This window comes from Paractinoplanes globisporus DSM 43857, assembly GCF_000379645.1.
GTDB lineage: Bacteria > Actinomycetota > Actinomycetes > Mycobacteriales > Micromonosporaceae > Actinoplanes > Actinoplanes globisporus.
Genome location: NZ_KB903313.1, coordinates 1 through 26,656, shown reverse-complemented (window position 1 = coordinate 26,656; position 26,656 = coordinate 1). Strand labels below are relative to the sequence as shown.

29 protein-coding genes, 1 tRNA gene and 1 pseudogene are annotated in these 26,656 nt (G+C 70.2%); 15 read left to right on the top strand and 16 right to left on the bottom strand.

What is annotated here, in order from left to right; translation table 11 throughout:
• Positions 1 to 20: 20 nt before the first annotated feature.
• From A3CQ_RS0127410 to A3CQ_RS0127380, 7 genes are all read left to right on the top strand, one after another.
• Positions 21 to 1,157: a type IV pilus twitching motility protein PilT gene (locus A3CQ_RS0127410; RefSeq protein ID WP_020514150.1), complete on the top strand. Its 1,137-nt coding sequence runs from the start codon at positions 21 to 23 to the stop codon at positions 1,155 to 1,157.
• Positions 1,158 to 1,161: 4 nt separating this feature from the next.
• Positions 1,162 to 2,394 carry a type II secretion system F family protein gene (locus A3CQ_RS0127405; protein WP_020514149.1) on the top strand — a complete coding sequence of 411 codons (1,233 nt, stop codon included), beginning with the start codon at positions 1,162 to 1,164 and terminating at the stop codon, positions 2,392 to 2,394.
• A 103-nt stretch (positions 2,395 to 2,497) separates the two neighbouring features.
• Entirely contained in the window at positions 2,498 to 2,989 is a 492-nt protein-coding gene (locus A3CQ_RS0127400; RefSeq protein WP_020514148.1) for a type II secretion system protein, read from the top strand.
• A gap of 70 nt (positions 2,990 to 3,059) precedes the next feature.
• Entirely contained in the window at positions 3,060 to 3,848 is a 789-nt protein-coding gene (locus A3CQ_RS0127395; protein WP_020514147.1) for a prepilin peptidase, read from the top strand.
• A gap of 33 nt (positions 3,849 to 3,881) precedes the next feature.
• Positions 3,882 to 4,907 carry a type IV pilus assembly protein PilM gene (gene pilM / locus A3CQ_RS0127390; protein ID WP_020514146.1) on the top strand — a complete coding sequence of 342 codons (1,026 nt, stop codon included), beginning with the start codon at positions 3,882 to 3,884 and terminating at the stop codon, positions 4,905 to 4,907.
• A complete protein-coding gene (locus A3CQ_RS0127385) occupies positions 4,907 to 5,614 on the top strand; it encodes a hypothetical protein (protein WP_020514145.1) in 708 nt (235 codons plus the stop codon). Before pilM ends, A3CQ_RS0127385 begins: the two co-directional genes overlap by 1 nt.
• Positions 5,614 to 6,183, top strand: a complete 570-nt coding sequence (locus tag A3CQ_RS0127380) for a type 4a pilus biogenesis protein PilO (protein ID WP_020514144.1) — start codon at positions 5,614 to 5,616, stop codon at positions 6,181 to 6,183. The genes A3CQ_RS0127385 and A3CQ_RS0127380 overlap by 1 nt, the downstream gene beginning before the upstream one ends.
• Before the next feature lie 16 nt (positions 6,184 to 6,199).
• Here the strand turns inward: A3CQ_RS0127380 and A3CQ_RS0127375 are convergent, their stop codons facing one another.
• Positions 6,200 to 7,492 carry an outer membrane protein assembly factor BamB family protein gene (locus A3CQ_RS0127375; protein WP_084699246.1) on the bottom strand — a complete coding sequence of 431 codons (1,293 nt, stop codon included), beginning with the start codon at positions 7,490 to 7,492 and terminating at the stop codon, positions 6,200 to 6,202.
• A 26-nt stretch (positions 7,493 to 7,518) separates the two neighbouring features.
• Between A3CQ_RS0127375 and A3CQ_RS0127370 the strand changes: the two genes are divergently transcribed.
• Complete coding sequence (locus tag A3CQ_RS0127370; protein WP_020514142.1) at positions 7,519 to 8,172, top strand: GntR family transcriptional regulator; 654 nt, start codon at positions 7,519 to 7,521, stop codon at positions 8,170 to 8,172.
• Here the strand turns inward: A3CQ_RS0127370 and A3CQ_RS0127365 are convergent.
• Complete coding sequence (locus tag A3CQ_RS0127365; RefSeq protein WP_084699245.1) at positions 8,166 to 9,083, bottom strand: LLM class flavin-dependent oxidoreductase; 918 nt, start codon at positions 9,081 to 9,083, stop codon at positions 8,166 to 8,168. The genes A3CQ_RS0127370 and A3CQ_RS0127365 overlap by 7 nt on opposite strands.
• 70 nt (positions 9,084 to 9,153) lie before the next feature.
• On the opposite strand from A3CQ_RS0127365, the gene A3CQ_RS0127360 reads away from it, so the two are divergent.
• Together A3CQ_RS0127360 and A3CQ_RS0127355 are read left to right on the top strand one after the other, a co-directional pair.
• Positions 9,154 to 9,543: a response regulator gene (locus tag A3CQ_RS0127360; protein WP_020514140.1), complete on the top strand. Its 390-nt coding sequence runs from the start codon at positions 9,154 to 9,156 to the stop codon at positions 9,541 to 9,543.
• 12 nt (positions 9,544 to 9,555) lie between these two features.
• Positions 9,556 to 10,008, top strand: a complete 453-nt coding sequence (locus tag A3CQ_RS0127355) for a response regulator (protein WP_020514139.1) — start codon at positions 9,556 to 9,558, stop codon at positions 10,006 to 10,008.
• A 9-nt stretch (positions 10,009 to 10,017) separates the two neighbouring features.
• Here the strand turns inward: A3CQ_RS0127355 and A3CQ_RS0127350 are convergent, their stop codons facing one another.
• The 9 genes from A3CQ_RS0127350 to A3CQ_RS54205 all read right to left on the bottom strand — a co-directional run bounded on the left by A3CQ_RS0127350 (position 10,018) and on the right by A3CQ_RS54205 (position 17,836).
• Positions 10,018 to 11,013, bottom strand: coding sequence for an ABC transporter substrate-binding protein (locus A3CQ_RS0127350; protein WP_020514138.1), 996 nt, complete (start codon positions 11,011 to 11,013; stop codon positions 10,018 to 10,020).
• On the bottom strand, positions 11,010 to 11,369 hold the full coding sequence (locus A3CQ_RS54210) for a 4Fe-4S dicluster domain-containing protein (RefSeq protein ID WP_020514137.1): 360 nt from the start codon (positions 11,367 to 11,369) through the stop codon (positions 11,010 to 11,012). The genes A3CQ_RS0127350 and A3CQ_RS54210 overlap by 4 nt, the downstream gene beginning before the upstream one ends.
• Entirely contained in the window at positions 11,366 to 12,961 is a 1,596-nt protein-coding gene (locus A3CQ_RS0127340; protein ID WP_020514136.1) for an FAD-dependent oxidoreductase, read from the bottom strand. The genes A3CQ_RS54210 and A3CQ_RS0127340 overlap by 4 nt, the downstream gene beginning before the upstream one ends.
• On the bottom strand, positions 12,958 to 13,668 hold the full coding sequence (locus tag A3CQ_RS0127335) for an ABC transporter ATP-binding protein (protein ID WP_020514135.1): 711 nt from the start codon (positions 13,666 to 13,668) through the stop codon (positions 12,958 to 12,960). The genes A3CQ_RS0127340 and A3CQ_RS0127335 overlap by 4 nt, the downstream gene beginning before the upstream one ends.
• 1 nt (position 13,669) lies before the next feature.
• The gene (locus tag A3CQ_RS0127330) at positions 13,670 to 14,500 is read right to left on the bottom strand and encodes an ABC transporter permease (protein WP_020514134.1); all 831 of its coding nucleotides are present in this window, start codon (positions 14,498 to 14,500) and stop codon (positions 13,670 to 13,672) included.
• Positions 14,501 to 15,036: 536 nt separating this feature from the next.
• On the bottom strand, positions 15,037 to 15,621 hold the full coding sequence (locus tag A3CQ_RS0127325; protein WP_020514133.1) for a hypothetical protein: 585 nt from the start codon (positions 15,619 to 15,621) through the stop codon (positions 15,037 to 15,039).
• A gap of 75 nt (positions 15,622 to 15,696) precedes the next feature.
• A complete protein-coding gene (locus A3CQ_RS0127320) occupies positions 15,697 to 16,539 on the bottom strand; it encodes an ABC transporter permease (protein ID WP_020514132.1) in 843 nt (280 codons plus the stop codon).
• Entirely contained in the window at positions 16,536 to 17,498 is a 963-nt protein-coding gene (locus tag A3CQ_RS0127315; RefSeq protein ID WP_020514131.1) for a daunorubicin resistance protein DrrA family ABC transporter ATP-binding protein, read from the bottom strand. Before A3CQ_RS0127315 ends, A3CQ_RS0127320 begins: the two co-directional genes overlap by 4 nt.
• A 56-nt stretch (positions 17,499 to 17,554) precedes the next feature.
• A complete protein-coding gene (locus tag A3CQ_RS54205; RefSeq protein WP_157296413.1) occupies positions 17,555 to 17,836 on the bottom strand; it encodes a hypothetical protein in 282 nt (93 codons plus the stop codon).
• Positions 17,837 to 17,962: 126 nt separating this feature from the next.
• Between A3CQ_RS54205 and A3CQ_RS0127305 the strand changes: the two genes are divergently transcribed.
• Both A3CQ_RS0127305 and A3CQ_RS0127300 read left to right on the top strand, forming a co-directional pair.
• A complete protein-coding gene (locus tag A3CQ_RS0127305) occupies positions 17,963 to 18,358 on the top strand; it encodes a helix-turn-helix domain-containing protein (protein ID WP_157296411.1) in 396 nt (131 codons plus the stop codon).
• 74 nt (positions 18,359 to 18,432) lie between these two features.
• Positions 18,433 to 18,984, top strand: coding sequence for a hypothetical protein (locus tag A3CQ_RS0127300; RefSeq protein ID WP_020514129.1), 552 nt, complete (start codon positions 18,433 to 18,435; stop codon positions 18,982 to 18,984).
• Between the two features lie 207 nt (positions 18,985 to 19,191).
• On the opposite strand, the gene A3CQ_RS0127295 is transcribed toward A3CQ_RS0127300, so the two are convergent.
• The 5 genes from A3CQ_RS0127295 to A3CQ_RS0127275 form a co-directional block, all read right to left on the bottom strand.
• A complete protein-coding gene (locus A3CQ_RS0127295; RefSeq protein ID WP_084699255.1) occupies positions 19,192 to 20,415 on the bottom strand; it encodes an IS110 family RNA-guided transposase in 1,224 nt (407 codons plus the stop codon).
• Positions 20,416 to 20,726: 311 nt separating this feature from the next.
• Positions 20,727 to 21,758, bottom strand: a complete 1,032-nt coding sequence (locus tag A3CQ_RS0127290) for an LCP family protein (RefSeq protein ID WP_026206258.1) — start codon at positions 21,756 to 21,758, stop codon at positions 20,727 to 20,729.
• Positions 21,759 to 21,802: 44 nt separating this feature from the next.
• Positions 21,803 to 22,975 (bottom strand): glycosyltransferase 87 family protein, encoded by a 1,173-nt coding sequence (locus tag A3CQ_RS54200; protein ID WP_084699244.1) that lies wholly within the window; start codon positions 22,973 to 22,975, stop codon positions 21,803 to 21,805.
• Positions 22,972 to 24,360 carry a polyprenol phosphomannose-dependent alpha 1,6 mannosyltransferase MptB gene (gene mptB / locus A3CQ_RS0127280; RefSeq protein WP_020514124.1) on the bottom strand — a complete coding sequence of 463 codons (1,389 nt, stop codon included), beginning with the start codon at positions 24,358 to 24,360 and terminating at the stop codon, positions 22,972 to 22,974. The genes A3CQ_RS54200 and mptB overlap by 4 nt, the downstream gene beginning before the upstream one ends.
• 68 nt (positions 24,361 to 24,428) lie before the next feature.
• Positions 24,429 to 25,226, bottom strand: a complete 798-nt coding sequence (locus tag A3CQ_RS0127275) for an S-methyl-5'-thioadenosine phosphorylase (RefSeq protein ID WP_020514123.1) — start codon at positions 25,224 to 25,226, stop codon at positions 24,429 to 24,431.
• Positions 25,227 to 25,352: 126 nt separating this feature from the next.
• On the opposite strand from A3CQ_RS0127275, the gene A3CQ_RS0127270 reads away from it, so the two are divergent.
• From A3CQ_RS0127270 to A3CQ_RS54195, 3 genes and pseudogenes are all read left to right on the top strand, one after another.
• Positions 25,353 to 25,910 (top strand): YqgE/AlgH family protein, encoded by a 558-nt coding sequence (locus A3CQ_RS0127270; RefSeq protein WP_051115370.1) that lies wholly within the window; start codon positions 25,353 to 25,355, stop codon positions 25,908 to 25,910.
• A gap of 54 nt (positions 25,911 to 25,964) precedes the next feature.
• A tRNA-Ala gene (locus A3CQ_RS0127265) sits at positions 25,965 to 26,040 on the top strand.
• Between the two features lie 417 nt (positions 26,041 to 26,457).
• A pseudogene (locus A3CQ_RS54195) lies at positions 26,458 to 26,656 on the top strand (hypothetical protein); the annotation flags it as partial.

Sequence of the window (26,656 nt, the reverse complement as noted above, 5' to 3'; positions counted from 1 at the left end):
ATCGTCCGATAGGGGAGCCGATGTACTCGACCGACCAGACGGTGCCGCACCAGGCCGCGCCGACCGAGCCGCCCGCCCCGGCGAGCGGCGACCTGGCCGTGCTCAACCAGATGCTCGTGACGCTCGTCGAGTCGCGCGGCTCCGACCTGCACCTGACCGTCGGCACACCGCCGATGATCCGGGTCAACGGCGGGCTGCGGCCGCTGCCCGGGTACGGCAACCTCAACTCGTCGGACACCGCGCTGCTGGCCCGCGCGGCCGTCTCGCCGGAGCAGTGGCAGACCTTCCAGGACTGCCAGGAGCTGGACTTCGCGCACAGCATCGTGGGCGTCTCCCGCTTCCGGGGCAACCTCTACGTGCAGCGCAACTCGTGCGGCGCGGTCTTCCGGGCCATCCCGCACGAGATCAAGCCGCTCGACGAGCTGGGCATGCCGTCCTCGGTGTCCCGTTTCGCCCACCTGCCCCGCGGTCTCGTGCTGGTCACCGGCCCCACCGGTTCCGGCAAGACCACGACGCTCGCCTCGATCCTCGACCTCGCGAACCGCAGCCGCGCCGCGCACATCATCACCATCGAGGACCCCATCGAGTTCCTCCACCCGCACAAGCGCAGCGTGGTCAACCAGCGCGAGGTCGGCACGGACACCGATGACTTCGCCAGCGCGCTCAAGCACGCGCTGCGACAGGACCCAGACATCATCCTGGTCGGCGAGCTTCGTGACCTGGAGACCACGTCGACCGCGCTGACCGCGGCCGAGACCGGTCACCTCGTGCTGGCCACCCTGCACACGCAGAGCGCCACCCAGACCATCGACCGCGTCATCGACATCTTCCCGCCGCACCAGCAGCTGCAGATCCGCGCCCAGCTGGCCGCGTCGCTGCAGGGTGTGGTCACGCAGGCGCTGGCGCCCACGGCGGACGGCAAGGGCCGGGTGGTGGTCGCCGAGATCCTCACCGCCACCCCGGCCATCCGCAGCCTCATCCGTGAGGGCAAGTCGCACCAGATCCCCTCGTTCATGCAGGCCGGCGGCTCGGAGGGCATGCTCGCCTTCGACCAGCACCTGGCCGAGAAGGTTCGCGAGGGCGTGGTCACTCTCCAGATCGCCCTCGAGCTGTGCCACTCGCAGGAGGAACTCAAGCGACTCATCGGCCGGATGTGATGCCATGCCCGTGACCAAGACGTTCCACTACAGCAGCATCGACGCCACCGGGCGCAAGACGAAGGGCACCGTGGAGGCGCCCAACGAGGCTGCCGCCACGCACATGCTGCGGCAGCGCGGCGAGGTGCCGCTCGAGGTGACCGGCGCCGGCCAGGGACTCCAGAAGGATCTGAAGATCCCGGGGCTCGGCGGCCGGACGAAGATGAAGGACCTCGCGATCTTCGCCCGGCAGTTCGCCACGATGACCTCGTCGGGCATGTCGCTGCTGCGCTCGCTGTCGATCCTCGAGGAACAGACCTCGGTCGCCTCGCTGAAGGCGGCGATCGGCGAGACCCGGACCGACGTCGCGGGCGGCGTCTCGCTCTCGGCCGCCATGGCCAAGCACGACAAGATCTTCCCGCGCCTGATGGTCGCGATGATCCGGGCCGGCGAGACCGGCGGCATGATCGACCGGGCTCTCGAGCAGATCGCCGCGAGCCTGGAGAAGGACACCGCCCTCCGCGGGAAGATCAAGAGCGCGCTGACCTACCCGGCGATCGTGCTGGCCTTCACGTTCGTACTGATCGCGGCGGTGTTGATCTTCATCGTCCCGATCTTCGAGTCGATGTTCAAGAACCTCGGCGGCCAGCTGCCGGCGATCACCCAGTTCCTGGTCGACGCCAGCCACAACATGTGGTGGATAGGCCCGCTGGTGCTCATCGTGCTGATCGGCGGCTCGGTCGCCTACAAGCAGCAGATGCGGTCGAGCGCCACTTTCCGGCTCCGGGTGGACAAACTCAAGATCCGGATGCCGGTCTTCGGCTCGCTCTTCCAGAAGCTCGCGATCAGCCGCTTCTCGCGCAACCTCGGCCTGCTGCTCAACGTCGGCGTGCCGGTCATGCAGGCGCTCGCCGTGGTCGGCGAGACCACCGGCAACGAGGTCATCAACATCGCGATGAAGGACGTACAGGGCGCCGTGCGCGACGGCCAGCCCATGTCGTCCGCCATGCGGCATCACAAGATCTTTCCCGAGATGGTCACCCAGATGATCGAGGTCGGGGAAGAAAGCGGTCAGATCAGTCAGATGCTCGACAAAGTTGCCGATTTCTACGACAGAGAAGTCGACAGCGCGGCCGAGTCCCTGACCGCGTCGATCGAACCGATCATGGTGCTCGTCATGGGCGCCGTGGTCGGCGGAATGGTGATCTGTCTGTACCTCCCGATGTTCACCATCTACCAGAACATTCAGAGCAACTGAGGCTCAAGTACCGCCGCGAACGACCGATGCTCCGGTCGGACCCAGCAAGACCCCTGCAGTGCCCCTTCCCCGCCCCACCCCCACAGCCACGGAGGCATCCCCAATGCACGAGACCATCAACCGGCTCCGCGCCAAGAAGGGCGACGAGGGCTTCACCCTCATCGAGCTCCTCGTCGTCGTCGTCATCATCGGCGTCCTGGTCGCGATCGCCGTGCCGGTCTACCTGAACTACCGCAAGGGCGCGGCCGACAAGTCGGCGCAGTCCGACGTTCGCGGCGCCGTGAGCGCGGTCGAGCAGTTCTACACCGACAACGGCAACGTCTACCCGGACACCCAGAGTGGCACCAACGACGGTTCGAGCACCGGCGTGTCCTCGCTGACCCTGAACTCGGCCACGGTCACCGGTGCGACCACCCAGGTGATCACGCTGTCCGACAAGACGCAGCTCGGCTACGTCAAGAACTCCGACGGCAGCTACCTGCTCTGCGGCAACAACACGGGTGGCACCACGGACAAGTGGTACATCTACAACAGCGCCAACGGCGGGTCGGTCAAGGCCGCCTCGAAGAAGCTCACCCTGACCACCTGCGTCTGACGACAGGCAACTGCCGGGTGGCGCGCTCCCGCGCCACCCGGCACCGCGATGAGGCCGAGGAGGTCCGGACATGCCGCAGCTGTTCCTGCTCGGCGTCGCCGGCCTGCTCGGCCTCGCGGTCGGTTCGTTCCTGAACGTCGTGATCTACCGGGTTCCCCGCGACGAGTCGCTGGTGCGGCCCGGCTCGCACTGCCCGCACTGCGGCCACGAGGTGCGCAACCGGCACAACGTCCCGGTGCTCGGCTGGCTGATGCTCCGCGGCCGCTGCGCCGACTGCAAGGCGCCGATCAGCGCGCGCTACCCGCTGGTCGAGGCCGGCACCGCGGCGCTGTTCGTGGCCGTCGCCGCCAAGTTCGGCTGGTCCTGGGAACTGCCCGCCTACCTCTACCTGGCGGCCGTCGCCGTCGCGCTGGCCGCCATCGACCTCGACCTCATGCGGCTCCCCGACAAGATCGTCCTGCCCTCGTACGCGGTCGCGCCGCTCCTCCTGCTGCCGGCCGTGATCGCCGAGCACAGCTGGCGGGCCGGGGTGCGTGGCCTCGCCGCCGCCGCACTGCTCTACGCCGGCTACTGGATCCTCGCCGCGCTGCCCAAGGGCATGGGCGGCGGCGACGTCAAGCTCGCCCCGCTGCTCGGTTTCTACCTGGGCTGGCTCGGCTGGAGCTCGCTCGTCGTCGGCGCGTTCGCCGGCTTCCTGCTCGGCGGCCTGGTCGGCGTCCTGCTCATGGCCACCCGCGCCGCCACCCGCAAGAGCCGCATCCCGTTCGGCCCGTTCATGCTCGCCGGCGTCTTCCTCGCGGTCTTCGCGGCGGCACCGATCGCGAACTGGTACTCGGGCCTGCTCACCCCCACCGCCTGACCCTCCACCGTCTTTGTCGAAGGGACTCTCCAGATGGCCGGCGTCGTTCCGATCGGGCTGGACATCGGCTCGACCTCGATCCGTGCCGTCGAGGTCCGCCGGGGCAAGGACGGCTACACGCTGAACAACTTCGGCCAGATCCCGCTGCCGCCCGGCACCGTTACCGGCGGGGTCGTGCAGGATCCGGTGGCGGTCACCGCCCTGCTCAAGCAGCTCTGGACCGGCTGCAAGTTCGGCACCAAGCAGGTCAGCGTCGGGGTCACCCACCCGCAGCTGGTGGTGCGCGAGATGTCGGTGGCCAACCTGCCGGCCAAGGAGCTGCACCAGGCGCTGCCGTTCCAGGTCAAGGACGCGCTGCCGCTCGCGGTGGAGAAGGCGGTGCTCGACTTCTACCCGCTCGAGGAGCCGGGCAAGAGCCCGACCGTGCGCGGGCTGCTGATCGCCATGCCCAAGGACGCCGTGCTCACCGCGGTCGACGCCGCGCAGAAGGCCGGCCTGCACGTCGTCGGCGTCGACCTCGCGTCGTTCGCCCTGCTGCGCGCCGCCTCCCGGCTGGACGCCCAGGTCGAGGCGATCGTCGACATCGGCTCCGACGTCACCAGCGTGGTCGTGCACGCCGACGGTGAACCGCTGATCGTGCGGACCGTGCCCCGCGGCGGCGCCGAGATCACCTCGTCGATCGCCACCCGGCTCGGCGTGCCGCTGCCGGAGGCCGAGGGCATCAAGTGCCACTACGGCCTGCACGGCGACGGCACCCCGATCACCGTCGAAGCCGCCGAGGAGGCCGTCCGCCCGCTCGCCAGCGAGCTGCGCAGCTCGTTCACGTATCTCGCCTCCGGCGAGCGGCAGAAGCAGGTCACCCGGCTCGCGCTCTGCGGCGGCAGCGCGCTCATGCCGGGTCTGGCCGAGCATCTCCAGCAGCAGCTGGGGATCACCGTGATGTACGCCGACAGCGCCAGCCGGCTGCGCGACACGCGCAAGGGCCGGGAGCGCGGCTTCGACAGTTTCGTGCCGTCGGCCGCCGTGTCGATCGGCCTGACCCTGGGAGCGGCAGCCTGATGAGCACCAGTACCACGGCCCTGATGCCGCTCGACCCGGCGCTGTCGCCCGAGCACCTCAACCGGATCCTGCCGATCCGGGCCAACCTCCTGCCGCCGGAGATCACAGCCGGCCGCAACGCCCGCCGGACCCGGATCCTGCTGGCCGGCGTCGCGGCGCTGGTCGTCGTCGTGATGGGCGGCTGGTACTGGCACGCCGACCAGCAGCGCGACCTCGCCGTCTCGGACCTCGCCTCGGTCACCGGGCAGGCCGACACGATCCGCAAGGAGCTGAAGAAGAAGGACGAGGAGTTGAAGGTGACCTCGACCCTTCAGGAGCGCGACGAGATCGCCGGCGACCTCAAGACCGCCCTCACCCGCGACCTGCCCTGGCAGACGTTGCTGGACTCGCTGCGCACCACCGCCACGGCCAAGTCGGTCACGCTCACCACGATCACGGGCGCCCTGGCCATGGAGGCGTCGGGAACGGCGGCCACCTCCACGACCTCCGCGATCTCGGGTTCGCTCTCGCTCACCGGCACGGCCAAGGACAAGCCGACCATCGCCGGCTTCGTCGACGCGGTCGGCAAGGTCACCGGCGTGACCGACGCCTACCTCACCGCGGCAACCCAGCAGGACGCGAACTGGACGTTCACCCTCACCGCCGACATCAAGACCAGCTACCTGTGCGGCCGGTTCAGCGCCAAGACGTGCCCGGGAGGCAAGTGATGAAAATCCGTGCCGACCGGCTCTGGCTGCTCGGCGGCCTGTTCGGGGTCCTCGTGATCGTCGCGGCCGCGTATCTGCTGGCGATCAAGCCGATCTACGCCGACAAGGCCGACAAGGAGGGCCAGGCCGACGACCAGGACGTGGCCCTGGTCCAGCTCAGGCACCAGCTGAGCGACCTCACGGCGAAGAGCAAGAACATCGCGACATATACGGCGCAGAAGAACGCGAACGCGGCGGCGATGCCGACGACGTATGACATCCCCAACTTCCTGCGCGCGCTGCAGAGCTCGGGCACCGCGGTGGGCGTCACGGTCAGCGGCATCGCGGTCAGCCCGCCCGCCAAGTTCGGCGCCTCGGCCGTGATCGTCGCGGTGCCGATCACCCTGACCGCCACCGGTACCGCGGCCAACCTCAGTAAGTTCCTCAACCGGCTGCAGATCGTGCAGAGCCGGGCGGTGCTGGTCAACTCGGTCAACCTCGGCGCCGGCGACTCGGCTGGCACCATGAGCGCCAACCTCTCGATCGACGCGTTCTGCCGCAAGAGCACCACCTGCGTGGCCGCCAGCTGATCCGACGGGGGCGGGGTCACCGCACGCGCCAGACCGCCGTCTCGCCGGTCAGGGTCGGGCACAGCAGGTAGTCGCCGCCGGCCTGGCAGCGGAACCAGGCCACGTGCGCCATCGAGCCGGCCGTGCGCAGGTCGCCGGTCGCCGGGTCGGGGACCGACACCCAGGTGCGGACGCCCTCGGTGCGCAGGATCAGCCGGCCCAGCTGGCGGCTGTGCCCGAGCGGGTGCAGCACCCGGCCGGTGCCGGCGTCGATCAGGGCGGCCTCCGCGTCCTCCTGGTTGTCGTACGCGAACAGCCGGTCCCCGTCGTACCGGTAGGCGATCCCCCACGCCGGCTGCTGCCACCGCACCGCGCCGCCGGCCGGGTCGATCGCGCTCACCCAACGGGTGTCGGCCACGCACAGCACCGGGCCACAGTCGGTGACCGTGCCGATCGGGCCGCCCTCGGCCCGCCACAGCGCCTTCAGCGGACTCACCGAGTAAGCGGTAAGCGACGCCCTCCCCCGCACCCGCCGGGACAGGTACAGCCGATCGCCGACGACGCTGACCTGCGCCGAGTTCGCCGGCAGGGTGCGGTCGGCGGCCTGCTCGGAGCCCAGCCCGAGGTTGCCACGGGACAGCTCGCGCCCATCGGCGTAGGAGAGCACCACCACCTGGCCGGTCGAGCCGACCGCCACGATCCACGGCGAGCCGCCCTCGTACAGCTCGTCGGGGCCGAGGAAACCGGCCGGGTCGACCGCCCGGGTCCAGATCGCCCGGCCGCTGCGGGCGCCGACCAGCCGCAGCGTGCCCTCGCCGTTCACCCCCGACTGGATGAGCACGCCGCCCCCGGTCACGGTGATCACGACGGTGTCCTCGGACTCGTCGGCCCAGAGCGGGCGGCCCGAGCCGGAGTCGAGGGCGGTCAACCGCTGGTCGCCGCCGCCGGAGAGGACGAGCACCATGCCGTTCGCGTCGTCCACCCAGAGGTTCTGCACGGCCTGGTCGAACGTCCGCGTCCATCGCTGGGCACCGCCGGGCAGGTCGTAACGACGTACCTCCGCGGGGGTGGACAGAAAGAGCGACCCGGCACCCAGCTCGGCCGAGGAGACCGGATCGGCCACCGCCAGCACGGGCGTCAGCCCGGGGGTGACCGCGACCGAACCGCCCAGCGCGAGCAACGCCGTGACCAGCACCGTCAGCAGCAGCGCCGGGCGCGACCGAACGACCGCCGTCGTTTCCGCCGGGGCGGGAGGCGGGCGGTCGAGATCGATCAGCGGAACGGCGGCCACCATTCCCTCAGCATGCACGGCCGGGGCGGCGGTCGGCATCTCGTAACCCTGAGTACTCTGCCCGTATGTCTTACGCGGTTCCACCGACCCGCACCGCGGCCGTCGTCCGGCAGCTGCGCAACGAGATCGTCACCGGTGAGCTCCGGCCCGGCACCCTGATCAAGGACGCGGAGCTGGCGTCCCGCCTCGGCGTCAGCATCACCCCGGTGCGCGAGGCGATCGCCCAGCTCTCCGTCGAGGGCCTCATCGACATCGCGCCCAACCGCACCCGCCACGTCACCCGCGTGACGCAGAAGAACGCGCTCGAGCTGATCGATGTGATGAGCGTGCTGGCCTGCGCCGGTTTCGAGTGGGGCGTGGACAACCTCACCGAGACCCACGTCGCCCTGATGCGCCAGCGGCAGAAGGAGTTCGTCGAGGCGCTGCGCGCCGGGAACGTGCTGGCGGCCAGCGCGGCCGGCGCCGATTTCAGCACGATCGTGATCCTGGCCAGCGGAAACCGCGAGCTGCAGTCGATGGTCGACCTCGTGGTCGCGCGGACCATGCGGATCCTCGCGATGACCGCCGAGAGCAACCTCTGGGGCACCTGGATCGAGGGGCACGAGGCGATCCTCACGCTGCTGGAGGCGGGCGACACGCAGGGCGCGCTCGCCCGGTACCGGCAGATCTACGTCGATCACCGGAACCTGGTCGAGCGGGAGCTCTTCGAAGATCAGTAACGTTTCAGGATCTCGGCGACCCCGTCGATCGCCATCGTCCGTACCGCGAACCGGGTGATTCCCCAGCGGCGCTCGATCTCGCCCAGCTTGGCGACGATCTCGTCGATCGTGCCGGCGAAGGCGTAGGGCGCGGCGACGAGGTCGGCCTCGTCCTCGTCCCACTCCTTCGCCCATTCCGCGTACGTCGCGCCGGCGTCGTCGGTCACCTCGAAGCGCTGCACCAGGGCCTCGGCCGGGGTGTCGCCGCAGATCTCGACCTGCGCGTCGACCTGATCGCGGCCCCAGCGGGTCTCGTGCATGTGGCCGTCCTCGAGCGTGCGGCCCAGGCCGGACAGCCCGATCAGGTCGGCGTTGGCGGCGGCCCAGCGCAGCAGCCGGGTGTTGCCGCCGCCGAACAGCAGCGGCACCCGTTCCTGCACCGGTCGCGGCGCCTCGAGCCCGCCCTGCAACAGCGCCCGGGTGCGCTCGGCCACCTCGATGCAGTGGTCGACGCGGCCCCGCACGCCGGGCCGGGTGCGCCCGACCGCCTCCCACTCGGCCGGGGTGTGCCCGGCGCCGATGCCGAGCACGGCCCGGCCGCCCGAGACGACGTCGAGGGTGGCGACGTCGGAGGCGAGCAGGACCGGTTCGCGGACGCCGGCGTTCGAAACGTAGGACCCGAGGCGGATGCGATCGGTCACCGCGGCCGCCGCGGCCAGCGCCACGAACGGTGAGGCGCATTTGCCGGGATGGTCGGCCACGTAGAAGGACTCGAAGCCGATCTCCTCGGCCCGGCGGGCCAGGTCGAGCCACTCGGTGGCGGTGGTCGGGAGTGCCTGCAGCGAGAACGTCACCATCGACCGATCCTCGCCGATCGCGGTGGCCGGGCCCACCCCGTTCTGCCATGAGCAGACGACGCTCCCCGGATGCAACCCGAATCTCGTTCAAAGGCCCCCGGTCGCGGTCGATCTGCCGGACAGCCGAGCGCGAAGGAGAGCCCGCATGAACCAGAACCTGATCCTCATTGCCGAGGATGACGCCGACATCCGCGACATGCTCTCGTTCGCGCTCGAGACCGCCGGCTACCGCACGGTGGCGGCCAAGGACGGGCACACCGCGGCGCGCATCCTCACCGTGGCGAAGCCGGTCGGGCTGATCACCGACGTGCGGATGCCGGCCATGAACGGCATGGAGCTGTGCCAGCTCGCCCGCCGCACCCCGGCCATCCGCGACACCGCGATCTTGATGATCTCGGCGAACGCGCACGCCTACGACGTGGACGCCGGGCTCGGCGCCGGCGCCGACCGATACCTGCCGAAGCCACTCTCCCCGCGACGGCTGATCACCGAACTGCAGGACCTGATCACCAACCGGCAACCGTCGATCCGCTAGGAGGCAGTACCGATGACCCCCGTCCTCACCGAGCCGCACACCGACGACTTCGTCAAGGCCCTCACCTCGGCGCCGATCATGGCGCCCGCCTCCCCCACCATCCTCATCGCCGACGACGATGACGACGTGCGCGACGTCATCGCGTTCAAGCTCCAGGTCGCCGGATTCCGGACGCTCAGCGCCGACAACGGCCGCTCGGCGCTGAACATCGCGGTCGAGTCGCAGCCTCGCATGATCATCCTGGACGTGACGATGCCGCAGCTGGACGGCCTCAGCGTCTGCTACGAGCTGCACGCGCGCCGGGAGACGGCGCAGATCCCGGTGCTGATGATCAGCGGCAACGGCCGGCCCAGCGACGTCGACCTCGGCTTCGCCATCGGCGCCGACGACTACCTGCCCAAGCCGTTCAGCCAGCAGGAGATGCTGCGCCGGGTGAACTGGCTGCTGATGTCCTCCGGTCGCTGACCTTCGCGATCAGACTCGCCCGGCGCCGGGCGCGATCCAGTCGTCGACCGAGAAATCGGACTTCACGAACTTCTGCTCGACCAGGAAGTCCTTCGTGCCCTTGAGCAGGGTGAGCCCGGCCTCGGTGAACGGCGTGTCCGGCAACTGCTCGGGCCGGACCGTCCGGGCCACAAGCTCGCGCGGGAACGCGCCCAGCGACGTGTTCCAGGTGATGTAGTCGTCCCAGTTGGCCTTGGCCTTCCTGGTCGCCTCGATCTGCGCGTTCTGCCAGGCGGCAACGATCGCGGGCTGGTTCTTGAGCACGGTCTCGGTGACGACGGTGGCGCTGGTGCCCAGGTATCGCGGCCGGTCCTTGGACGCCAACTCCAGCAGCGGATAGCCCTTGCCCTGGAACAGCAGCGCGTAGTTGGCGGGCACCGCCGCCGCGTCGACGCTGTTCTTCTCCAGCGCGGCCTCGGTGTCGGTGCTGTAGACGTGCACGATCTTCTTCGGCGTGATCTTCAGGTCGGCGAGCGCGCCGAGCAGGTAGCGGTGGATGTACGAGCCGGTCTGCGTGGCGATCACCTTGCCGTCCAGCTCGTGCAGCGCGGAGACGCCGCCCTTCACCGTGACGATCCCGGCGTCGTTGGCCACGTTCGCCTGGCTGATCAGGCGGGTCGGCTGCCCGGCGCCGCGGGCGATCAGCGCCGGGGTGTCGCCGTAACTGGCCAGGTCGAGCCGGTTGCCGACCAGCGCCTGGTTGAGGTCGGGTCCGTTCGGGAAGGTGTAGACCTCAATCGCGCCGACCTTGGCCGAGGCCAGCAGCGGCAGCAGCCCGTTGCTGGCGTGCACGTAACCGGTCGGGCTGGTGAGCTGGTTCTTGCTGCCGATCGTGCCGATCCGCAGCGTCCAGTTCTCGCCGCTGCCGGCCGCGTCGGCGTCCTTCCCGCCGCAGGCCGCGGTGACCGCGGCGGCGCCACCGAGCACGGCGAGCGAGAGCAGGTTCCGGCGGGACAGGGGGCTCATGTGGTTGCCTTTCCGGGTCTCACGATGGGTTTCAGGTCGGGGCCGACGGCCAGGCGCGCGCCGGGCGTACGCCCGTGGCCCCAGCCGATGCCGGCCCGGTAGCTGCCGAGCAGCCCGGACGCGATCAGGTACTCCTCGTCGCGCAGCGGGTCGTCCGCCGCGACCGGCGCCGGCTGGGGCGCCACGAACAGGGCATCGGTCGGGCAGTACGCCTCGCACATGAAGCAGGTCTGGCAGTCCGACTGCCGGGCGATCACCGGCACACCGTCGGCGCCGCGATCGAAGACGTTCGTGGGGCAGGCCGCGATGCACCGGTCGCAGGTGACGCAGCGGTCGTGGCTGACCAGCTCGATCACGAGGCCACCGCCAGGTCGAGCGGGGTGTGCGGGCGTACCGGGTCGGCCGCGGACCACAGCTCGTCGAGGCCGCCGACCATCAGCCGGTGCCGCCGCAGCGGATCGGCCTGCGGGTGGTCGAGCCGCTTGTGCATGCCGCGGGTCTCGGGCCGGGCCAGGGCGGCCGTGTACATCCAGCGGGCATGCGCGAGCATGGCCACGGCCTGCCGGGCCTCGACGTCTCCCCGCAAGTGGGCGCTCGCCTCGGCCCAACGTTCGTCCAGAGTGGCCAGCGCGCCGGTCAGCACCTCGCCGCGGCGCAGGTAGTTCTTGTCGTACGGATGGGTCTCGGCCTGCACCGCCCGCACCAGTTCCCGGTAGTCCCCGGGATCGCCCGGCGTGCCGGTCGGCCGCAGCCCGGCCCGGCCGGCGGCGGTCAACCGGCGCCGCTTGCCCGCCGGTCCGAGCGTCGCGGCGTGCCGCGCGGCCGCCCGTCCGGCCCAGGTGCCCGACGACATGGCCCACGCCGAGTTGTGCGAGCCGCCGCCGGTGAAGCCGCCGCAGATCAGCTCCCGGGTCGCCGCGTCGCCGGCCACGTAGAGACCGGGCACTCCGGTCGAGCAGTCGTCGTCGACCACCCGGATGCCGCCGGTGCCGCGCACGGTTCCCTCGAGCAGCAGCGTGATCGGGAAGCGGTCGGTGAACGGGTTGATCCGCATCCGGTCGAAGGGCAGGAAGAAGTTGGGCTGGCCGAGCCGCATCGCCGCCTGGGCCTTCTCGTCGGCCAGATCGAGTACGGCGAAGACCCGCTCGCTGAGCAGGGCGCGGGCGATTACCGAGCGGCCGCGCTGGCTGCCCGCGCCCTCCAGCACGGTTCCGTCCTCGTGGGAGAAGGTCGCGTAGTTGTAATAGGCCGTCTTGGTCACCGTGGAGAAAACCGGTGCGATCGCGTACGCGTTGGAGAACTCCATGCCGGAGAACGCCGCACCGACCTCGGCGGCAAAGAGGGCGCCGTCGCCGGTGTTGACGTCGCAGCCCAGCGCCCGGGAGAGAAACGCGCAGCCGCCGGTGGCCAGCACGACCGAGCCGGCCCGCACCCGGTACGGCTGGTCGAGCTGGCGCCGCCGCCCGGCCGCACCGGCCACCGCGCCGGTCGGGTCGGTGAGCAGCTCGAGAACCGGGCTGTGGTCGAGGATCCGCACGCCGGAGCGCTTGAGCCACGCGCGCATCCGGCGCATGTACTCCGGGCCCTGCACGCCGCGGCGCAGCGCGGTGCCGTCCGCCAGCGTCGGGAACGGGTAGCGGCCGGCCGCGGCGAGCTCATTGATGTTCGCGTACGTCTGGTCGAGGACCCGGGCCATCCAGCGCCGGTCGGAGAGGTGGCCGTTGAGGTTCTCGCGGCTGGCCATCGCCGCCTCGCGGGCCGACTCCTCCGGCTCGACGTACCAGACGCCGGTGCCGGCCGAGGCGGTCGCGCCGCTGGTACCGGTGTATCCCTTGTCGACCAGGACGACGTCGGCGCCGGCCTGCGCCGCCTTGAGCGCGGCCCAGGCGCCGGCCGGGCCACCGCCGATCACGAGTACGTCGGCCGTCAGATCCAGGATGTCGATCACAGTTCCTCCTCTGTTTCGGCGACGCCCAGGCCGGCGAGCAGTTGGCGGCGGAGGGCGACGAACCGGGGGTGGCCGATCTGGCGCGGCCGGGGCAGGTCGACGTCGTACGACTCGGCGATGTGTCCGTCGGCGAGCAGCAGCACCCGGTCGGCGAGCAGCAGCGCCTCCTCCACGTCGTGGGTGACCAGCAGCACAGCCGGTTGGTGCTCGGCCCAGAGCTGGGCCACCAGGGCCTGGGCCTTGAGCCGGGTCAGAGCGTCGAGCGCGCCGAACGGCTCGTCCAGCAGCAGCAGGCCCGGGGTGCGCACCAACGCGCGGGCCAGGGCGACCCGCTGCGACTCGCCGCCCGACAGCGTTCCCGGGTACGCGTCGGCGTGGGCCGTGAGTCCGACCTCGCTGAGCGCCCGCAGCGCGCGTTGCCGCAGGTCGGTGCCGGTGAGGCCGAGCGTGACGTTGCGCCAGACCCGGCTCCACGGCAGCAGGCGGTGCTCCTGGAAGACGATCGCGTGCCGGTCGGGCTTCGCGTAGTCGCCGGTGGCCTCGGGGTCGAGGCCGGCGATCGCGCGCAGCAGCGTGCTCTTGCCCGAGCCGCTCTGACCGATCAGCGCGACGAACTCGCCGGGCGCGATGTCGAGGTCGACGTCCTTGAGGACGACGTGGTCCTTGAAGTGACGGCCGGCCCGGCGTACCTGAACGCTGTTGGTCATGTCAGACCCCCGCGTAACCGCGGCGCCAGGAGAGCAGGCGACGCTCGAGCAGCCGGACCAGGGCGTCGGTGCCGAGGCCGAGGAGCGCGTAGACCACGACGACCACGAACATGACGTCGATCTGCAGGAACTCCTTGGCATCGTTGATGATCACGCCGAGCCCGGAGGTGGTGGCGGTCTGCTCGGCGACGACCAGCACGATCCAGGCGACACCGAGCGACTGGCGCAGCCCGACGAGGATCTGCGGCAGCGCGCCCGGCAGGATGACCCGCCGGATCAGCCCCCAGGTGCCGACCCCGCACGACCGGGCCGACTCGACGAGCCGGTCGTCGACGCCGCGGATGCCGGCAAGCACGTTGAGGTACAGCGGGAACATCGGCGCGAACGAGATCAGGGCGACCTTCGACAGGTCGCCGAGCCCGAACCAGATCAGGAAGATCGGCGCGAGCGCCACGGCCGGCAGCATGCGCAGCGCCTGCACCGGGGCGTCCACGATGTCCTCACCGAGCTTGCTGAAGCCGGCCAACAGCCCGAGCCCCAGCCCGGCGGTCAGCCCGATAGCCAGACCCTTGGCCACCCGTACGACGCTGACCGCGATGTTCTCCTGCAGAACGCCGCTGCGGATCAGCTCCCAGGCGGCGACGGCCACCTCGCCCGGCGTCGGCGTCTGGCTGCCGAGCTCACCGTGCGAGGCGAGAATCTGCCAGCCGACCAGCAGCACGGCAAGCCCGATGAGCTTGCGCGTCCGCCGAGCGAGCCGATACGCCACCGGCGGCGCGGCAACTTTGGCTTCAGCCGCCGCGGCGACCGGTTCCAGGGTGTGCGAGACCATCGCGGGACTCCTCGAGCTAGGGCCGCGTACGCGTGAATGGGCTTGTGATCGCCATTCAAAGGCCCAGGTCCCGTGCGGGTCAATATCCTTCCTAACCGATGGGATATACGGGAAATGTGTTCACAAGTGTATCGACGCCGATCGCTCTAGAACGCGCAGATGCCACCCGGTCATCCGGTCACCCGGCGGCCGGCCAGTCACCCGGCGACGCGGTCATCCGGCGGCCCAGCGGCCCAGCGGCCCGGTCAGCCAGCCGCCCGGAAGCCCAGCGGCCGGCGGCCCAACGGCCGGAAGCCCAGCGGCCGGCGGCCCAACGGCCGGAAGCCCAACGGCCGGCGACTCGGTCACCCGGTCACCCGGTCATCCGGCCGCCCGGCGGCCCAGCGGCCCGGTCACCCGGCGGCCCAGTCACCCCTGCGGCTCGGTCACCCGACGGCTCGGAGCTCGGCGGCCCGGCGCCCCGGGGGCAGCGTCATCGGCGTCGTGACTGGTGGCGCGGCCGCCGCGGCATTTCGCGTCGCGGCGGGGCGCCTCTTTCATCGGGTTGCGGTCGTCGCGAGGGACGAAGGCGCGGACGACGGTGTGGCGACGCGGCGGCGGGCGAGTGTGAAGCGGTGCGTGAGGTAGCCGATGCTCATGAGGACGGTGACGATCTCCATGAGGGGTATGCGGTCGGCCGGGAAGAAGGAGACCGTCACGAGGACGGCCACGCTGAGCCACGCCCAGGCGGCCACGGCCAGGCGGTGCCGGGCGGCCACCGCGATCAGGGTCACGAACTGGGCCGCCAGCAGGGCCGGGTGCCAGGAGAACGGGGTGTGCTGGTGGACCTGGACCGGGATGCCGCCGAGCAGCGCCGTCACGAACGCGACGCGCCAGGCGAGCAGCGGGTGGGTGAACGCGAGGGCGAACGGCGCTCCCAGCAGGAGGCCCAGCGGCCAGCAGAGGATGGTCGGCAGGCCGGATTTCAGGTCGAGGTAGGTGGCGGCGGCGTAGGTCAGGTAGAGGGCGCACAGCAGTCCGGCGAGCCGGGCGGCGGCCAGGCGGCGGGGCGTGGTCGGGGGCGGGTCGGCGCCGATGAGGAAGGTTTGCAGACTGGCCGGGAAAAGGCGTCGTTTGGTCATGCCACGCACCGTAGGTAGGCGGTGGGTAGGGCGTCTTGGTACTGGGGAGCTAACTCTGAGCTAGCACCTCGGTACCTATTTGCGGTTGTAGAGGCGCATGGTGAGGGTGCCGAAGACCGCGACCAGGGCGGCGCTGGCCAGGAGCGTCCACATCAGGGCCGGCATGTGCGGGGCGCCGGACATGATGGAGCGGATCGCGGTCACCAGGTGGGTGATGGGGTTGACCGCCACGAAGGCCTGCAGCCAGCCGGGCATCGTGGACGGCTCGACGAACACGTTACTCAGGAACGTCAGCGGGAACAGGACCAGCATGCTCACCCCCATCACCGATTTCTCGGAGCGCAGGAGCAGGCCGAACATGGTCCAGACCCAGGAGAAGGCGAACGAGAAGACGATCAGCAGCGCCACCCCGCCCAGGACGCCGGGAACGCCGCCCTCGGGCCGGAAGCCGAGGATCAGGCCGACCACCATGATCGTGGTGGCGGCCAGCAGGTAGCGCAGGACGTCGCCGAAGATCATGCCGACCAGGGCCGCGGGTCGCCAGACCGGCAGCGTGCGGAAGCGGTCGAAGACGCCCTTTTCGATGTCGGTGTTGAGGCCGACGCCGGTGTACATAGTGATCATCACGACGCTGGTGACCATGATGCCGGGGAGGAAGAACTGCAGGTACTCCCGGGTCGAGCCGGCCAGGGCGCCGCCGAACAGGTACGTGAACATCAGCGTCATGATGATCGGGAACGCGGTCACGTCGAACAGCTGCTCGGGGACATGCTTGATCTTCAGGGTGGCGCGCCAGCCGAACGTGAGCGACGCGGCCCAGGCGCTCGGCCGGCGGGGACGGTCACCGCGGGCGAGCACGGTGCCCAGCGTCTCGGCCGACGGGGTGAATGCTGTGGCCTCCTGCGCGGTGGAGCTCATGCGGCAGCCTCCTCGGTCAGGGCCAGGAACACCTCGTCGAGACTGGGCTGGCCGAGCGCGAAATCGTCCACGATGATGCCGGCGTCGGCGAGCCGCGCCAGCGCCCGCGACGCCTGCTCGGCGGCGCCGCGGTCGGAACCGGAGGCATCCGCTCGCGCGGTCAGCGCCACCGGATCGGCCTCGAGCTGGACCGTTGTGCCCAACTCTTCCGCCAGTACCAGCGAAGCCGCGGGCCGCTGCTCGGCGTCACGCAACCGGACGTGGACGGTGCCGGCGCCGATCGACGACTTGAGCTCGCCCGGCGTGCCCTCGGCGATCATGCGGCCGTGGTCGATCACGGCGATGCGGTGGGCGAGCTGGTCGGCCTCGTCGAGGTACTGCGTGGTGAGCAGCACCGTCGTGCCGGTGGCGACCACGGCCCGCACGATCTCCCACACCTGGCTGCGGCTACGCGGGTCGAGCCCGGTGGTCGGCTCGTCGAGGAACAGCAGGTCGGGAGTGTTGAGAATGCTGGCGGCGATGTCGATGCGGCGGCGCATGCCGCCCGAGTATTTCTTCACCTGACGGTCGGCGGCGTCGGTGAGGCCGAACGCCGCCAGCAGCTGGGTGGCCCGCTCGCGGGCGCTGGGTTTCGAGTGGCCGAGGAGACGGGCCAGCAGCACGAGATTTTCGGTGCCGGTGAGATCTTCGTCGACCGACGCGTACTGCCCGGTGAGGCTCACCCGGCTGCGCACCGCGTCGGCCTCGCGCACCACGTCGTGGCCGAAGACGGTGGCTCTGCCGCCGTCAGGCCGCAGGAGCGTGGCCAGCATGCGGACGACGGTGGTCTTACCCGCGCCGTTCGGCCCGAGGAGGCCGTAGACCGTGCCGGCCGGCACGGTGAGGTCGACACCGTCGACCGCGCGATTGTCTCCGAAGGTCTTGACGAGACCGGAGGTCTCGACAGCGGTTGGGCTCATCGGACGTCCCTTCGTTGGGCGTGGGTCCGATGGTGCCAAACGCGTATGACAATTTCTTAGGAGCGACGGATCTGCGGGGGCGTGCGGCGGGCCGCGTTCGCCACCGGGCCGGCGAAATGGGCCACCCCGCTGTTGTCGTGCCGGCGCCGCCGCGAGGCCGGTGCGGGTGCGGGCGGCGGGTTGGCCGCACCGGGTGCTCTCGCCGCCACGGGAGCACCCGGTGCCGCTGGGGAGGGCTCGGGCAGCGGCGCCGGTTGCCGCCGACGGCGCGCCGCGTAGAGGCTGACCGACAGCAGAAGCAGCGCCGCGCACGTGACGACGATGAGGACGATCATCACGGCCACCACCTCTCGCGGAGCGAGCCCGTTGGTTATCGAGACAATGACCGTAGCAGCGCGCGACGCCGGAGCCAATCAGTCGCACGGACCACGGTGTCCGGCTCCGACCGGCCCTATGCTGTGTCGATGGCAGGCACGGGCTTCGGGGCCTATCTCAAGGAAGCGATCTTGGCCGCCCGTTTCCCGACGCCGACGCACTTCGCACGGGCCGCGGGCACGGATCCGTCGGTGGTGTTGCGCTGGCTGAGCGAGGAGCAGCGGCCCACCATCAAGTCGATCGAGCGGATCGCCTCCGTACTGGGCAAAAGCATCAACGAGATCGTCCTCGCGGCGTACCCGGATCGGTTGAACGGACCCGCGCCCGCCGCGCCGCCCGCCGCCCACCCGCTCGTGCACGAGCTCGCCCGGATGCTCGCCGACGACTCGCAAATCCCGCGCGCCGACCGCGAGGCATTGGAGACGGTCCTCGATCGGATGCTCGATCCCTACCGTCGACTGATGCGCCGTCGCAAATCCGGGTGACAGATTTTCGTCTCAAGGGGACGTCGCCGCTGGTCGATGTCGCGCAAATCGCCGCGGCGAACTAGCCTCGGACCGTGACCGAGCGGGCCAGGACCGACCACCACTCCGCGCTGGGGGGATGGCACCTCCAGATCAGCAAGCTGCTCGTGGTCGCCATCATCGTCGCCACCGCGGCGACCGGCGCTCTCATCGTCACCGTGCTGACCCAGATGCCGTCGGGGATGACTCCTGCCCCGGGGCCGGGTGGGCTGCCTCCGCCGCCGCCCAACCTGCGTCCGCTGGCGGTCGTGTCGATCGTTACCGGGTTCTTTGTGCTGGCCTGGCTCGCGGTGTTGGTGGTGTTCGCGCGGGATCAGATTCTGCGGCAGTTGCGGCAGCCGTCCGGGCCGCCGTCGCCCGGTGTGGACAGCGATGACCTGAACACGATGCTGGGGGATCTGCGGGCTGAGATCGCCAGCGATCGGGAGCGGGATCTGCGGAGTCTTGCGGAGAGCATGGCTGAACTCACCAACGAGTATGGCGAGAGACGCGAGACGGACGGGTATCTCAGTGGGATGCGTACTGCGACGACCGGTGAGCCGCCTGAGGCGAACGTTCGCTCGCTCCGCCGGCTGCCGAAACGATAGCTAAGACCGTGGGGCTCTGCCCCACACCCCGGCCTCTGCTCAGAGATGCCTCCGCGTGTTTCTTGCGGTGGGTGGGGTGATCTCCTCGCGACGGCTGCCTTAGGAGATCGAAAGAGTGGGTGGGACGCAAACACACCCCGTTTGCGTCCCACCCCTTCTTGCAATGGGGCTTGGCTGCCGTCGCGAGACATCCCATGCGGTTTGGTGTCAAGCGGCGGTGAGGGTGGGTTGGTGGGCCCAGGCGGTGTTCTCGTTGTAGTGGGTGCCGGTTTTGAGGCAGCCGTGGAGGATCCCGACGAGCCGGTTGGCGAGTTGCCGTAGGGCGGGGTTGTGATCGGCGCCGCGGGCGCGTTGCTTGTCGTAGTAGGCGCGGGCGCCGGGGGAGGCGGTCAGCGCGGCGAAGGCTTGGTGGATCAACGCGTCGATGAGCCGGTCGTTGTGCACGAACCGGGCGGCCACGGTTTTCTTCTTGCCGGAAGACCGGGTGATCGGGCTGGTCGCAGCGTAGTTCTTACGGGCTTTCGGGGTGGCGTAACGCTCGCGGGCGTCGCCGAACTCGGCAAGCACCCGGGCGCCGAGAATCGGTCCCAGTCCCGGCTGGGACAAGATGATCTCAGCGTCCGGGTGCCGGCCAAAACAGGCCTGCACTTCGCCTTCCAAGACGGTGACCTGCTGGTTGAGGGTGCCGAGCAACGCGACCAAGGCGCGCACTGCCACCGCGTGCGCGGCGGTCACCACCACCGGCCGGCCGAGCTGCTCGCTGCGCAGCGCGGCCTGGATCGCGGCGGCCTTGGCCGGCACGTGATGGCGGCGGGCGCGGCGCAGCGCGGCGCTGATCTGGCTGATACTCAGCCGCGCCGCGGCGGCCGGATCCGGGGCCTTGGCCAACAGCTCGAGGCTGTCAGCGGCGTCGAGATCGTCGAACGCGGCCAGAGCGGCCGGGAAGTAGTCACGCAGAAGATGCCGCAACCGCTGCGTCTGACGAGTCCGTTCCCAGATCAGCGTCTTATGCATCCGGGTGACGATCTTGACCCCCTCCGCCTCGGCGCTGTCCGCCGCGACCGGACGCAACTGATGGCAATGCGCACGGACCAGATCCGCGAGAACATGCGCGTCCCCAGCGTCGCTCTTGGCCCCGGACACCCCCAGCTGCTCCCGCGCCCGGGCCGCCTGCAACGGGTTGACCCCGAACACCTCATACCCCGCAGCGATCAAAGCCTGCACCCACGGGCCCCGATCGGTTTCGATCCCCACCCTGACCCGCACCGCGTCGTCCTCGACGTCCCCGACCGCCCTACCGATCATGGCGTGCAGCCGGGCCATACCCGCCACACCCTCCGGCAGCCGCGCCCTCGCCAACCGCCGCCCCGCAGCGTCCATCACCTCAACATCGTGATGATCCTCAGCCCAATCGTCACCCACAAACACCAGCAAAACCCGCGCCTCCCCCACACGAACCAGCCCCACCCCACAGCGACCCGGCCGGAGAACACGCGACCTAACGAACCAGTGCTCACACCCCCACCAGGGCACGCACAACATCCCATCAGCGATCACTCTCCACACCAACCAGCAAGGGCACGATCTCGCGTCAGAGCTCAACGCTCAGGAGAAAAAAGTGCTCACCTGCCAGCGGCCACCAACACCAGAAGCTAACCCACGGCCCGCTCCCAAAACTCATTAGGAGATCACCCCCGGGTCACTCTGGGCGGCAGTCGCCGCCTTTCAAACCTCGATCGGGCTTACGCGCCGGTGAGCGCCTGGTAGCTGCGGTGGGTTCGGAAGTAGTCGGTCATCGTGTCGGTGCGTAGGGCCAGGAACAGGGCGCGGCAGCCGGCGGTGTCGAGGCGGTTTGCGGTGCCGGCGGCGCTGTGTACGAAACCCGTGGAGGGGATCGTGGTGAAGTCGAGATCCTCGGTTTGCAGGCCCGAGAGCTCGCGGGCGGTTGCCGTCAGGTCCAGGCCGTCGTCTACGACCAGGGACTTTGCCATCTCGGAGAGCAGCGAGCTCAGCCGCAGCGGGTTGGTGAGGACACCCATCGACAGGACCTTGTCGCCTAGCGCGTGCAGGTACTGCTGCTGGCGCTTGACGCGGTCGAAGTCGCCCTGGGCCAGGCCGTAGCGCTGGCGTACGTAGATCTCGGCGCGCTTGCCGTCCAGGTGGTTCACGCCGGCGTGGAAGCGGTATCCGGTTCGGCCGTCGGTGACCGCCTTGCGGATGGTCACGTCGACCCCGCCGACGATGTCGGTGATCTTCCGGATGGCGGCGAAGTCGACCCGCACCACGTGGTCGATGGGCAGACCGGTCAGGTGCCCGACCACTTGGACGACCAACGGTGCGCCTCCCCAGGCGTACGCCGCATTGATCTTGGTTTTGCCGCCGGACCAACGGCCCGGCACCGGCGGGATGTAGACGTAGGAGTCGCGAGGGATCGAGACGATGCTCGCGTGATCGCGGGCGGCGTCGACGTGGACCAGCATGATCGTGTCGCTGCGGGACTGGCCCTGTGTCCAGGTCGCCCGGGTGTCGACGCCGAGGATCAGGAAGTTCTCCCCGGCCGCGGAGGTCAACGGCAGGCGCGACGGGCCGTTGACGATCACGTACTCGGGCGGCTCGGTGATCGTCGGGAGCGCGGAGGCCTGGCCGAGGATGTCGTCCCGGCCGACCTCGGCCTCGAAGTGGTGGGCATAAAGGACGGCCGACCCGAAACCGACCCCGGCCAGACCGACCAGGACGGCAAGGGTCACCATGACCGCTTTCGCCCACCGCGCCACGACGCCACCCTCGTCCCCGTGTCCGCCCACCCGAGGCGGATCTCTCAGGACCTATCGGCGTCCGCCCGAATCCCGTGAGCGAGGGCGGGCGCGGGCGCCCACACGTCCTGGGTCAGCGCCGCGAGGACGACGAGAGTGATCCAGACGTACGCGTTGCTGCCGGGAAACGACCCCCAGCCGAGCGGATGCGCCCACCAGGCCCAGACGAGGCTGCTGCTCATGACGGCGAAGCCGGCGAAGAGCAGCCCGACGCGACGCCGGCGCGGCTCCGGCCCGGGCGTGCGTAACGCCCGGTCGAGCAGCAGGAACACGCCGGGGATGACCCACACCAGGTGGTGCACCCAGGTGACCGGACTGACCAGGCAGGCGATCACACCGGTGACCGCGAAGCCGAGCAGCGGCTCGGGCTTGCGGCTACCAACCCACCAGCACCAGTACGCGACGACCAGCGCTACCGCCGTCAGCCACAACGTCGGCGGCGCGTCCAGCCGGGCCACGACGCCGCGCAGCGACTGGTTGGAGACGTAGTAGAGCCTGCCGATCCGCCCGGTGTCCCAGACCGCGTCGGTCCAGAACTCGATCGAGGCGTCCGGCGCGATCAGCAACGCGAGCACCGTGGCACCGGCCGCCGCCCCGATCGCCGTGGCGGCCTGCCGGTACTGCCGGGACAGGATCAGATAGCCGATGAACACCACCGGCGTCAGCTTGATCGCCGCGGCCAGGCCGATGCCGATGCCCGAGAAGCGATGGTTGCGCAGGTCGCTGCAGACCAGTACCAGCAGCAACAGGTTGACCTGGCCGTAGCTGAACGTGTCCCGGGACGGCTCGAACACCAGGAATCCCAGGAACATCAGCGCGCACGGCGTCCACACCGGCCAGCCGTGCCGGCGCAGGATCGGCACGAAGTACCAGCGGATCAGCACCGCGACCGCGCCGGCGTTGAGCAGCGCCGCCGCCGCGACCGCGACCGGCCACGAGGTGATCGCGAGCGGGCTCATCACCAGCGCCGCGAACGGCGGATAGGTGAACCCGTACTCCGTGTCCTGGTAGCGGTAGTCGTAGAGCTCGCTGCCGTCGATCAGCCAGGAGCGCACCGCGCCCCGGTAGACGCCCAGGTCGAAGAAGTGCCGGAAGGTCGGGATGGTGGCGAGGAACACGGCGACGGCGATCGCGGCCACGACCACCAGGGCGACCTGCGCCCAGGGCCTGCGGATCATCGGCGGGCCCAGGCCAGTCGCAGGGTCGCGGGCGGCGTGATCGCGAGCCGGATGACCAGGAACGCGGCGATCCCGATCAACGCGCCGAGGACCGCCAGCAGCACCCGTTCGGCGTCGGCGGCGAACCCGTCCGGCAGCACCACCAGCACCAGCGCCGCGCAGAAGCCGGCCAGCACGCTGTGCACCCGGCGGTGCACGGCCGCGGCGGCGATCGGGACCAGGCCCCACACGACGTACCAGGGGCGGATGGCCGGGCCGAAGACGACCACGGCGACCAGCACGATGCCGAGGCCGTAGACCGGGCCGAGCCGGGCGCGGTAGGTCCAGACGATCGCGGCCACGACCACCACCGCCAGCATCCCGAACCAGCGCCACACGTCGGCGGCCGCGGCGGTGCCGAGCAGGCCGGAGGTCCAGCGGCCGAGCAGACCGGTCAGCGACCAGTTCTGCGCCGAGATCGGGGTGCTGAGGGCGCCGATCCAGCCGTACCCGGTGCCGGCCACCGCGGTGATCACGACGGTGGCCGCGATGGCGGTCGCGCTCACCGCCGCCGCCGCGCGCAGCCAGGGCCAACGACCGATCATGTACGTCGCCCAGATCGCCGCGACCGCGATGAGGCCGAGCGCGGCCGGCACCTTGACCAGCGCGGCCGCCACCACCAGTAGGGTCGCCACGATCGGGTGGTGGCGCACGGCGGCGGCCAGGCCGGCGGCGAGCAGCCCCACCATCAACGCGTCGTTGTGCGCGCCGCCGATCAGATGGATCAGCACCAGCGGGTTCAGCACCGCCAGCCAGGTCGCCGCCGACGGGTTCACCCCGGCCGACTGCGCGAGCACCCGCACCGCGACCGCGAGCAGCACCAGTCCGGCCAGCGCCACCAGCCGCATCGCCACGATCCCGAGCAGCAGGTGGGCGCTGAGCAGGGCGGCGATCGTCTTCGCGACGATCAGGAACACCGGGCCGTACGGGCTCGGCGTGTGCTGCCAGATCGCCGGCACCTGGTCGGCGACCACCCCGCCGAGCAGCGCCGGACCGTGCCGATAGACGTCCATCCCCGCGTGGATCATCAGCCCCTGCGCGAGATAGCTGTAGACGTCGCGGCTGAACATCGGCGGGGCCAGCAGTAGCGGCGCCACCCAGAGTGCCAGCGTCTTCCACCAGCCGTCCGGATCGGCGCCGCGACGCATCAGCCGGCCGTACCACCACCAGGCGAGCAGCAGCAGCGCGAGTCCGCTGTAGACGCAGACCAGACCGAGCCGGGCGTGACGACCACCGGTGAACATCGGGACACCGATCGGTAACGCGCCCGCCCCCAGACCGCCGACGGCGATCAGGGCCGAGCCGGCGAAGCCGACGGCACGCGACGACGCATGATCCTTGAGCACGGCTGCACCTTCTCAATAGACGGTGTCGAGCCGTGGACGAGCCAGTGGCCGGTCGATGTCTCCCGTTTTTACGGCAGGTCGAACGGGAGCTTGATGCCCTCCAACGCGGTGGCGCACGGACAATCGCGTACGGCCGGAAGTTTCGTCACGGCCTCCAGGAGTACGCCTCGCAGCCGCGCCGTGTTCTCCCCGAAGACGCGAAACACCTCCTCCTGTGTCACTCCGTGATCACCTTCTACCCCTGCGTCGAGATCGGTGACGAGGGCGATCGTGGTGTAACAGAGCGCTAGCTCGCGGGCGAGAACCGCCTCCGGATGCCCGGTCATGTTTACGACAGTGCCGCCTATTGACGTGAACCACTTCGACTCGGCACGGGTCGAGAAGCGCGGCCCCTCGACGACCACCATCGTGCCGCCGTCGACCGGGTCGACGTCCCGGCCGGCTTCCAGAAGCGCAGCCCGCCCGTTCGGGCAGTACGGGTCGGCGAACGAGACATGCACCGCCCCCTCGTCGTAGAAGGTCTGCACCCGGCCACTCGTCCGGTCGATCAGCTGATCGGGCACGACGAAGGTCCCCGGCCCCAGCTCGGGCCGCAGGCCCCCGACGGCGCAGGGGGCCAGCACCTGGCGTACGCCCAAGGAGCGAAGCGCCCAGAGATTCGCCCGATAGGGGATCCGGTGCGGCGGGTAGCGATGATCACGCCCGTGCCGCGGCAGGAAGGCCACCCGGCGGCCACCCACCTCGGCCACCGTGATCGGGTCCGACGGCGGACCGTAGGGCGTGGACAGCTCGAACTCCTCGGCGTCCTCGAGGAGCGCGTACAGCCCCGACCCGCCGATCACACCGATCTCCGCCGCTGCGTTCATGGGCCAGACCTTATCGAGGCTCGGAATCACGGGCTAATGTGCTGTGCATGGCGTTGGTGGAAAGGGACCTGCGAGCGCTGTGGGCAGCCCGTGCATAGCGAGGGTCAGCGGATCGGAGGCCGGTCGATGGAGTCGATGACCGGCCGATTGCTGGTGGCGACACCGACCCTCAAAGATCCAAATTTCGACCGTACGGTGGTGCTGCTCGTGGCCCACGAAGCGGGCGGCGCCCTCGGCGTGGTGCTCAACCGCGCGACCGAGGTACCCGTCTCGGACGTGCTCGGCACCTGGGGCGAGCTGGCCGGCGACCCCGCCGTGCTCTTCGAGGGCGGCCCGGTACAGCCCGAGTCGGCGATCTGCCTGGCCCGCACCCGCCCGGACGTGAAAAGGCGGGTGACCGGCTTCCATCAGGTCTCCGGCGCCCTGGGCACGGTCGACCTGTCGGCCGACCCCGACCGCATCCGCGACAGCGTGGCCGGCATCCGGGTCTTCGCGGGCTACTCCGGCTGGTCGGCCGGCCAGCTGGAGGAGGAAATAGCCTCCGGCTCCTGGTTCCTGCTGGACGCCCTACCAGGCGACCCCTTCATCAACCGCCCCGACGACCTGTGGGCCATGGTCCTACGCCGCCAGGGCGACATCCTGGCCGCTGTGGCCCACTTCCCACCTGACCCCCTGCTGAACTGATCCCCTCGCGGTTGTGTAGTATTTCCTCCGTGCCCGGGCGACCGGGGACGGTAAGGGGCTGTGGCGCAGCTGGTAGCGCACCACACTGGCAGTGTGGGGGTCAGGGGTTCGAGTCCCCTCAGCTCCACCAGTAGGCACTACCCGAACCGCCTGTCAGCCATGACAGGCGGTTTTTGGCCATTGTTCGGCGCAGTCCGGCTTGTCGGCCTTCGATCCGCGCCGTCGTCAGCCATGTGCTGGAGACCAAGCTGTGCCAGGCTGCCGCCGGCACCGCGCTTTGCCTGCGGCGTGAGTGGGTGCGGCGCCGTCAGGTTTGCGCAGCTTGATGACGTGCGCTCGGCGCCACAGCCGGCGCGCCACAGACGGTGACGCCGGAACGGGAACGGTCGTCTTCGCTCAACCTTGGCTTGATCGACGAAACAGAAGACGTCGTCTCGGGCTGACCAGATACCACCCAACCGGGCGGTGGTGCATCGATGTTCGGCTATGTAACGCTTCGCGAGGGCCTTGCCGCAGGAGCCGGGCCGGGATCGACGAGGGAGCGGTCATGGCGGTATCCAGGCGGGCGACTCTGGCAGCAGGTGGGATCGCCGCGGGAGCGAGCCTGCTGACGGCCCTGGTGATGGCACCGCTGGTGGTCGGCACCGCGGCGGCGGCCGTCGGCGGATGTAGCGCGATCGCGGCCATCCAGTCCCAGTGGGGCAGCGGGACGGCCGGGGGCGAAATCGTCACCGTCACTGTCGCCA

Coding starts and splice junctions, on each gene's coding strand:
- A3CQ_RS0127385 (WP_020514145.1), top strand. CDS start 4,907: ATGAGCACCAGTACCACGGCCCTGATGCCGCTCGACCCGGCGCTGTCG.
- A3CQ_RS0127335 (WP_020514135.1), bottom strand. CDS start 13,668: ATGACCAACAGCGTTCAGGTACGCCGGGCCGGCCGTCACTTCAAGGAC.
- A3CQ_RS0127370 (WP_020514142.1), top strand. CDS start 7,519: ATGTCTTACGCGGTTCCACCGACCCGCACCGCGGCCGTCGTCCGGCAG.
- A3CQ_RS54200 (WP_084699244.1), bottom strand. CDS start 22,975: ATGATCCGCAGGCCCTGGGCGCAGGTCGCCCTGGTGGTCGTGGCCGCG.
- A3CQ_RS0127350 (WP_020514138.1), bottom strand. CDS start 11,013: ATGAGCCCCCTGTCCCGCCGGAACCTGCTCTCGCTCGCCGTGCTCGGT.
- A3CQ_RS0127315 (WP_020514131.1), bottom strand. CDS start 17,498: ATGAGCCCAACCGCTGTCGAGACCTCCGGTCTCGTCAAGACCTTCGGA.
- A3CQ_RS0127380 (WP_020514144.1), top strand. CDS start 5,614: ATGAAAATCCGTGCCGACCGGCTCTGGCTGCTCGGCGGCCTGTTCGGG.
- A3CQ_RS0127375 (WP_084699246.1), bottom strand. CDS start 7,492: ATGCCGACCGCCGCCCCGGCCGTGCATGCTGAGGGAATGGTGGCCGCC.
- A3CQ_RS0127305 (WP_157296411.1), top strand. CDS start 17,963: ATGGCAGGCACGGGCTTCGGGGCCTATCTCAAGGAAGCGATCTTGGCC.
- A3CQ_RS0127320 (WP_020514132.1), bottom strand. CDS start 16,539: ATGAGCTCCACCGCGCAGGAGGCCACAGCATTCACCCCGTCGGCCGAG.
- A3CQ_RS0127270 (WP_051115370.1), top strand. CDS start 25,353: ATGGAGTCGATGACCGGCCGATTGCTGGTGGCGACACCGACCCTCAAA.
- A3CQ_RS0127355 (WP_020514139.1), top strand. CDS start 9,556: ATGACCCCCGTCCTCACCGAGCCGCACACCGACGACTTCGTCAAGGCC.
- pilM (WP_020514146.1), top strand. CDS start 3,882: ATGGCCGGCGTCGTTCCGATCGGGCTGGACATCGGCTCGACCTCGATC.
- A3CQ_RS0127410 (WP_020514150.1), top strand. CDS start 21: ATGTACTCGACCGACCAGACGGTGCCGCACCAGGCCGCGCCGACCGAG.
- A3CQ_RS0127395 (WP_020514147.1), top strand. CDS start 3,060: ATGCCGCAGCTGTTCCTGCTCGGCGTCGCCGGCCTGCTCGGCCTCGCG.
- A3CQ_RS0127275 (WP_020514123.1), bottom strand. CDS start 25,226: ATGAACGCAGCGGCGGAGATCGGTGTGATCGGCGGGTCGGGGCTGTAC.
- A3CQ_RS0127360 (WP_020514140.1), top strand. CDS start 9,154: ATGAACCAGAACCTGATCCTCATTGCCGAGGATGACGCCGACATCCGC.
- A3CQ_RS0127400 (WP_020514148.1), top strand. CDS start 2,498: ATGCACGAGACCATCAACCGGCTCCGCGCCAAGAAGGGCGACGAGGGC.
- A3CQ_RS0127325 (WP_020514133.1), bottom strand. CDS start 15,621: ATGACCAAACGACGCCTTTTCCCGGCCAGTCTGCAAACCTTCCTCATC.
- A3CQ_RS0127330 (WP_020514134.1), bottom strand. CDS start 14,500: ATGGTCTCGCACACCCTGGAACCGGTCGCCGCGGCGGCTGAAGCCAAA.
- A3CQ_RS0127405 (WP_020514149.1), top strand. CDS start 1,162: ATGCCCGTGACCAAGACGTTCCACTACAGCAGCATCGACGCCACCGGG.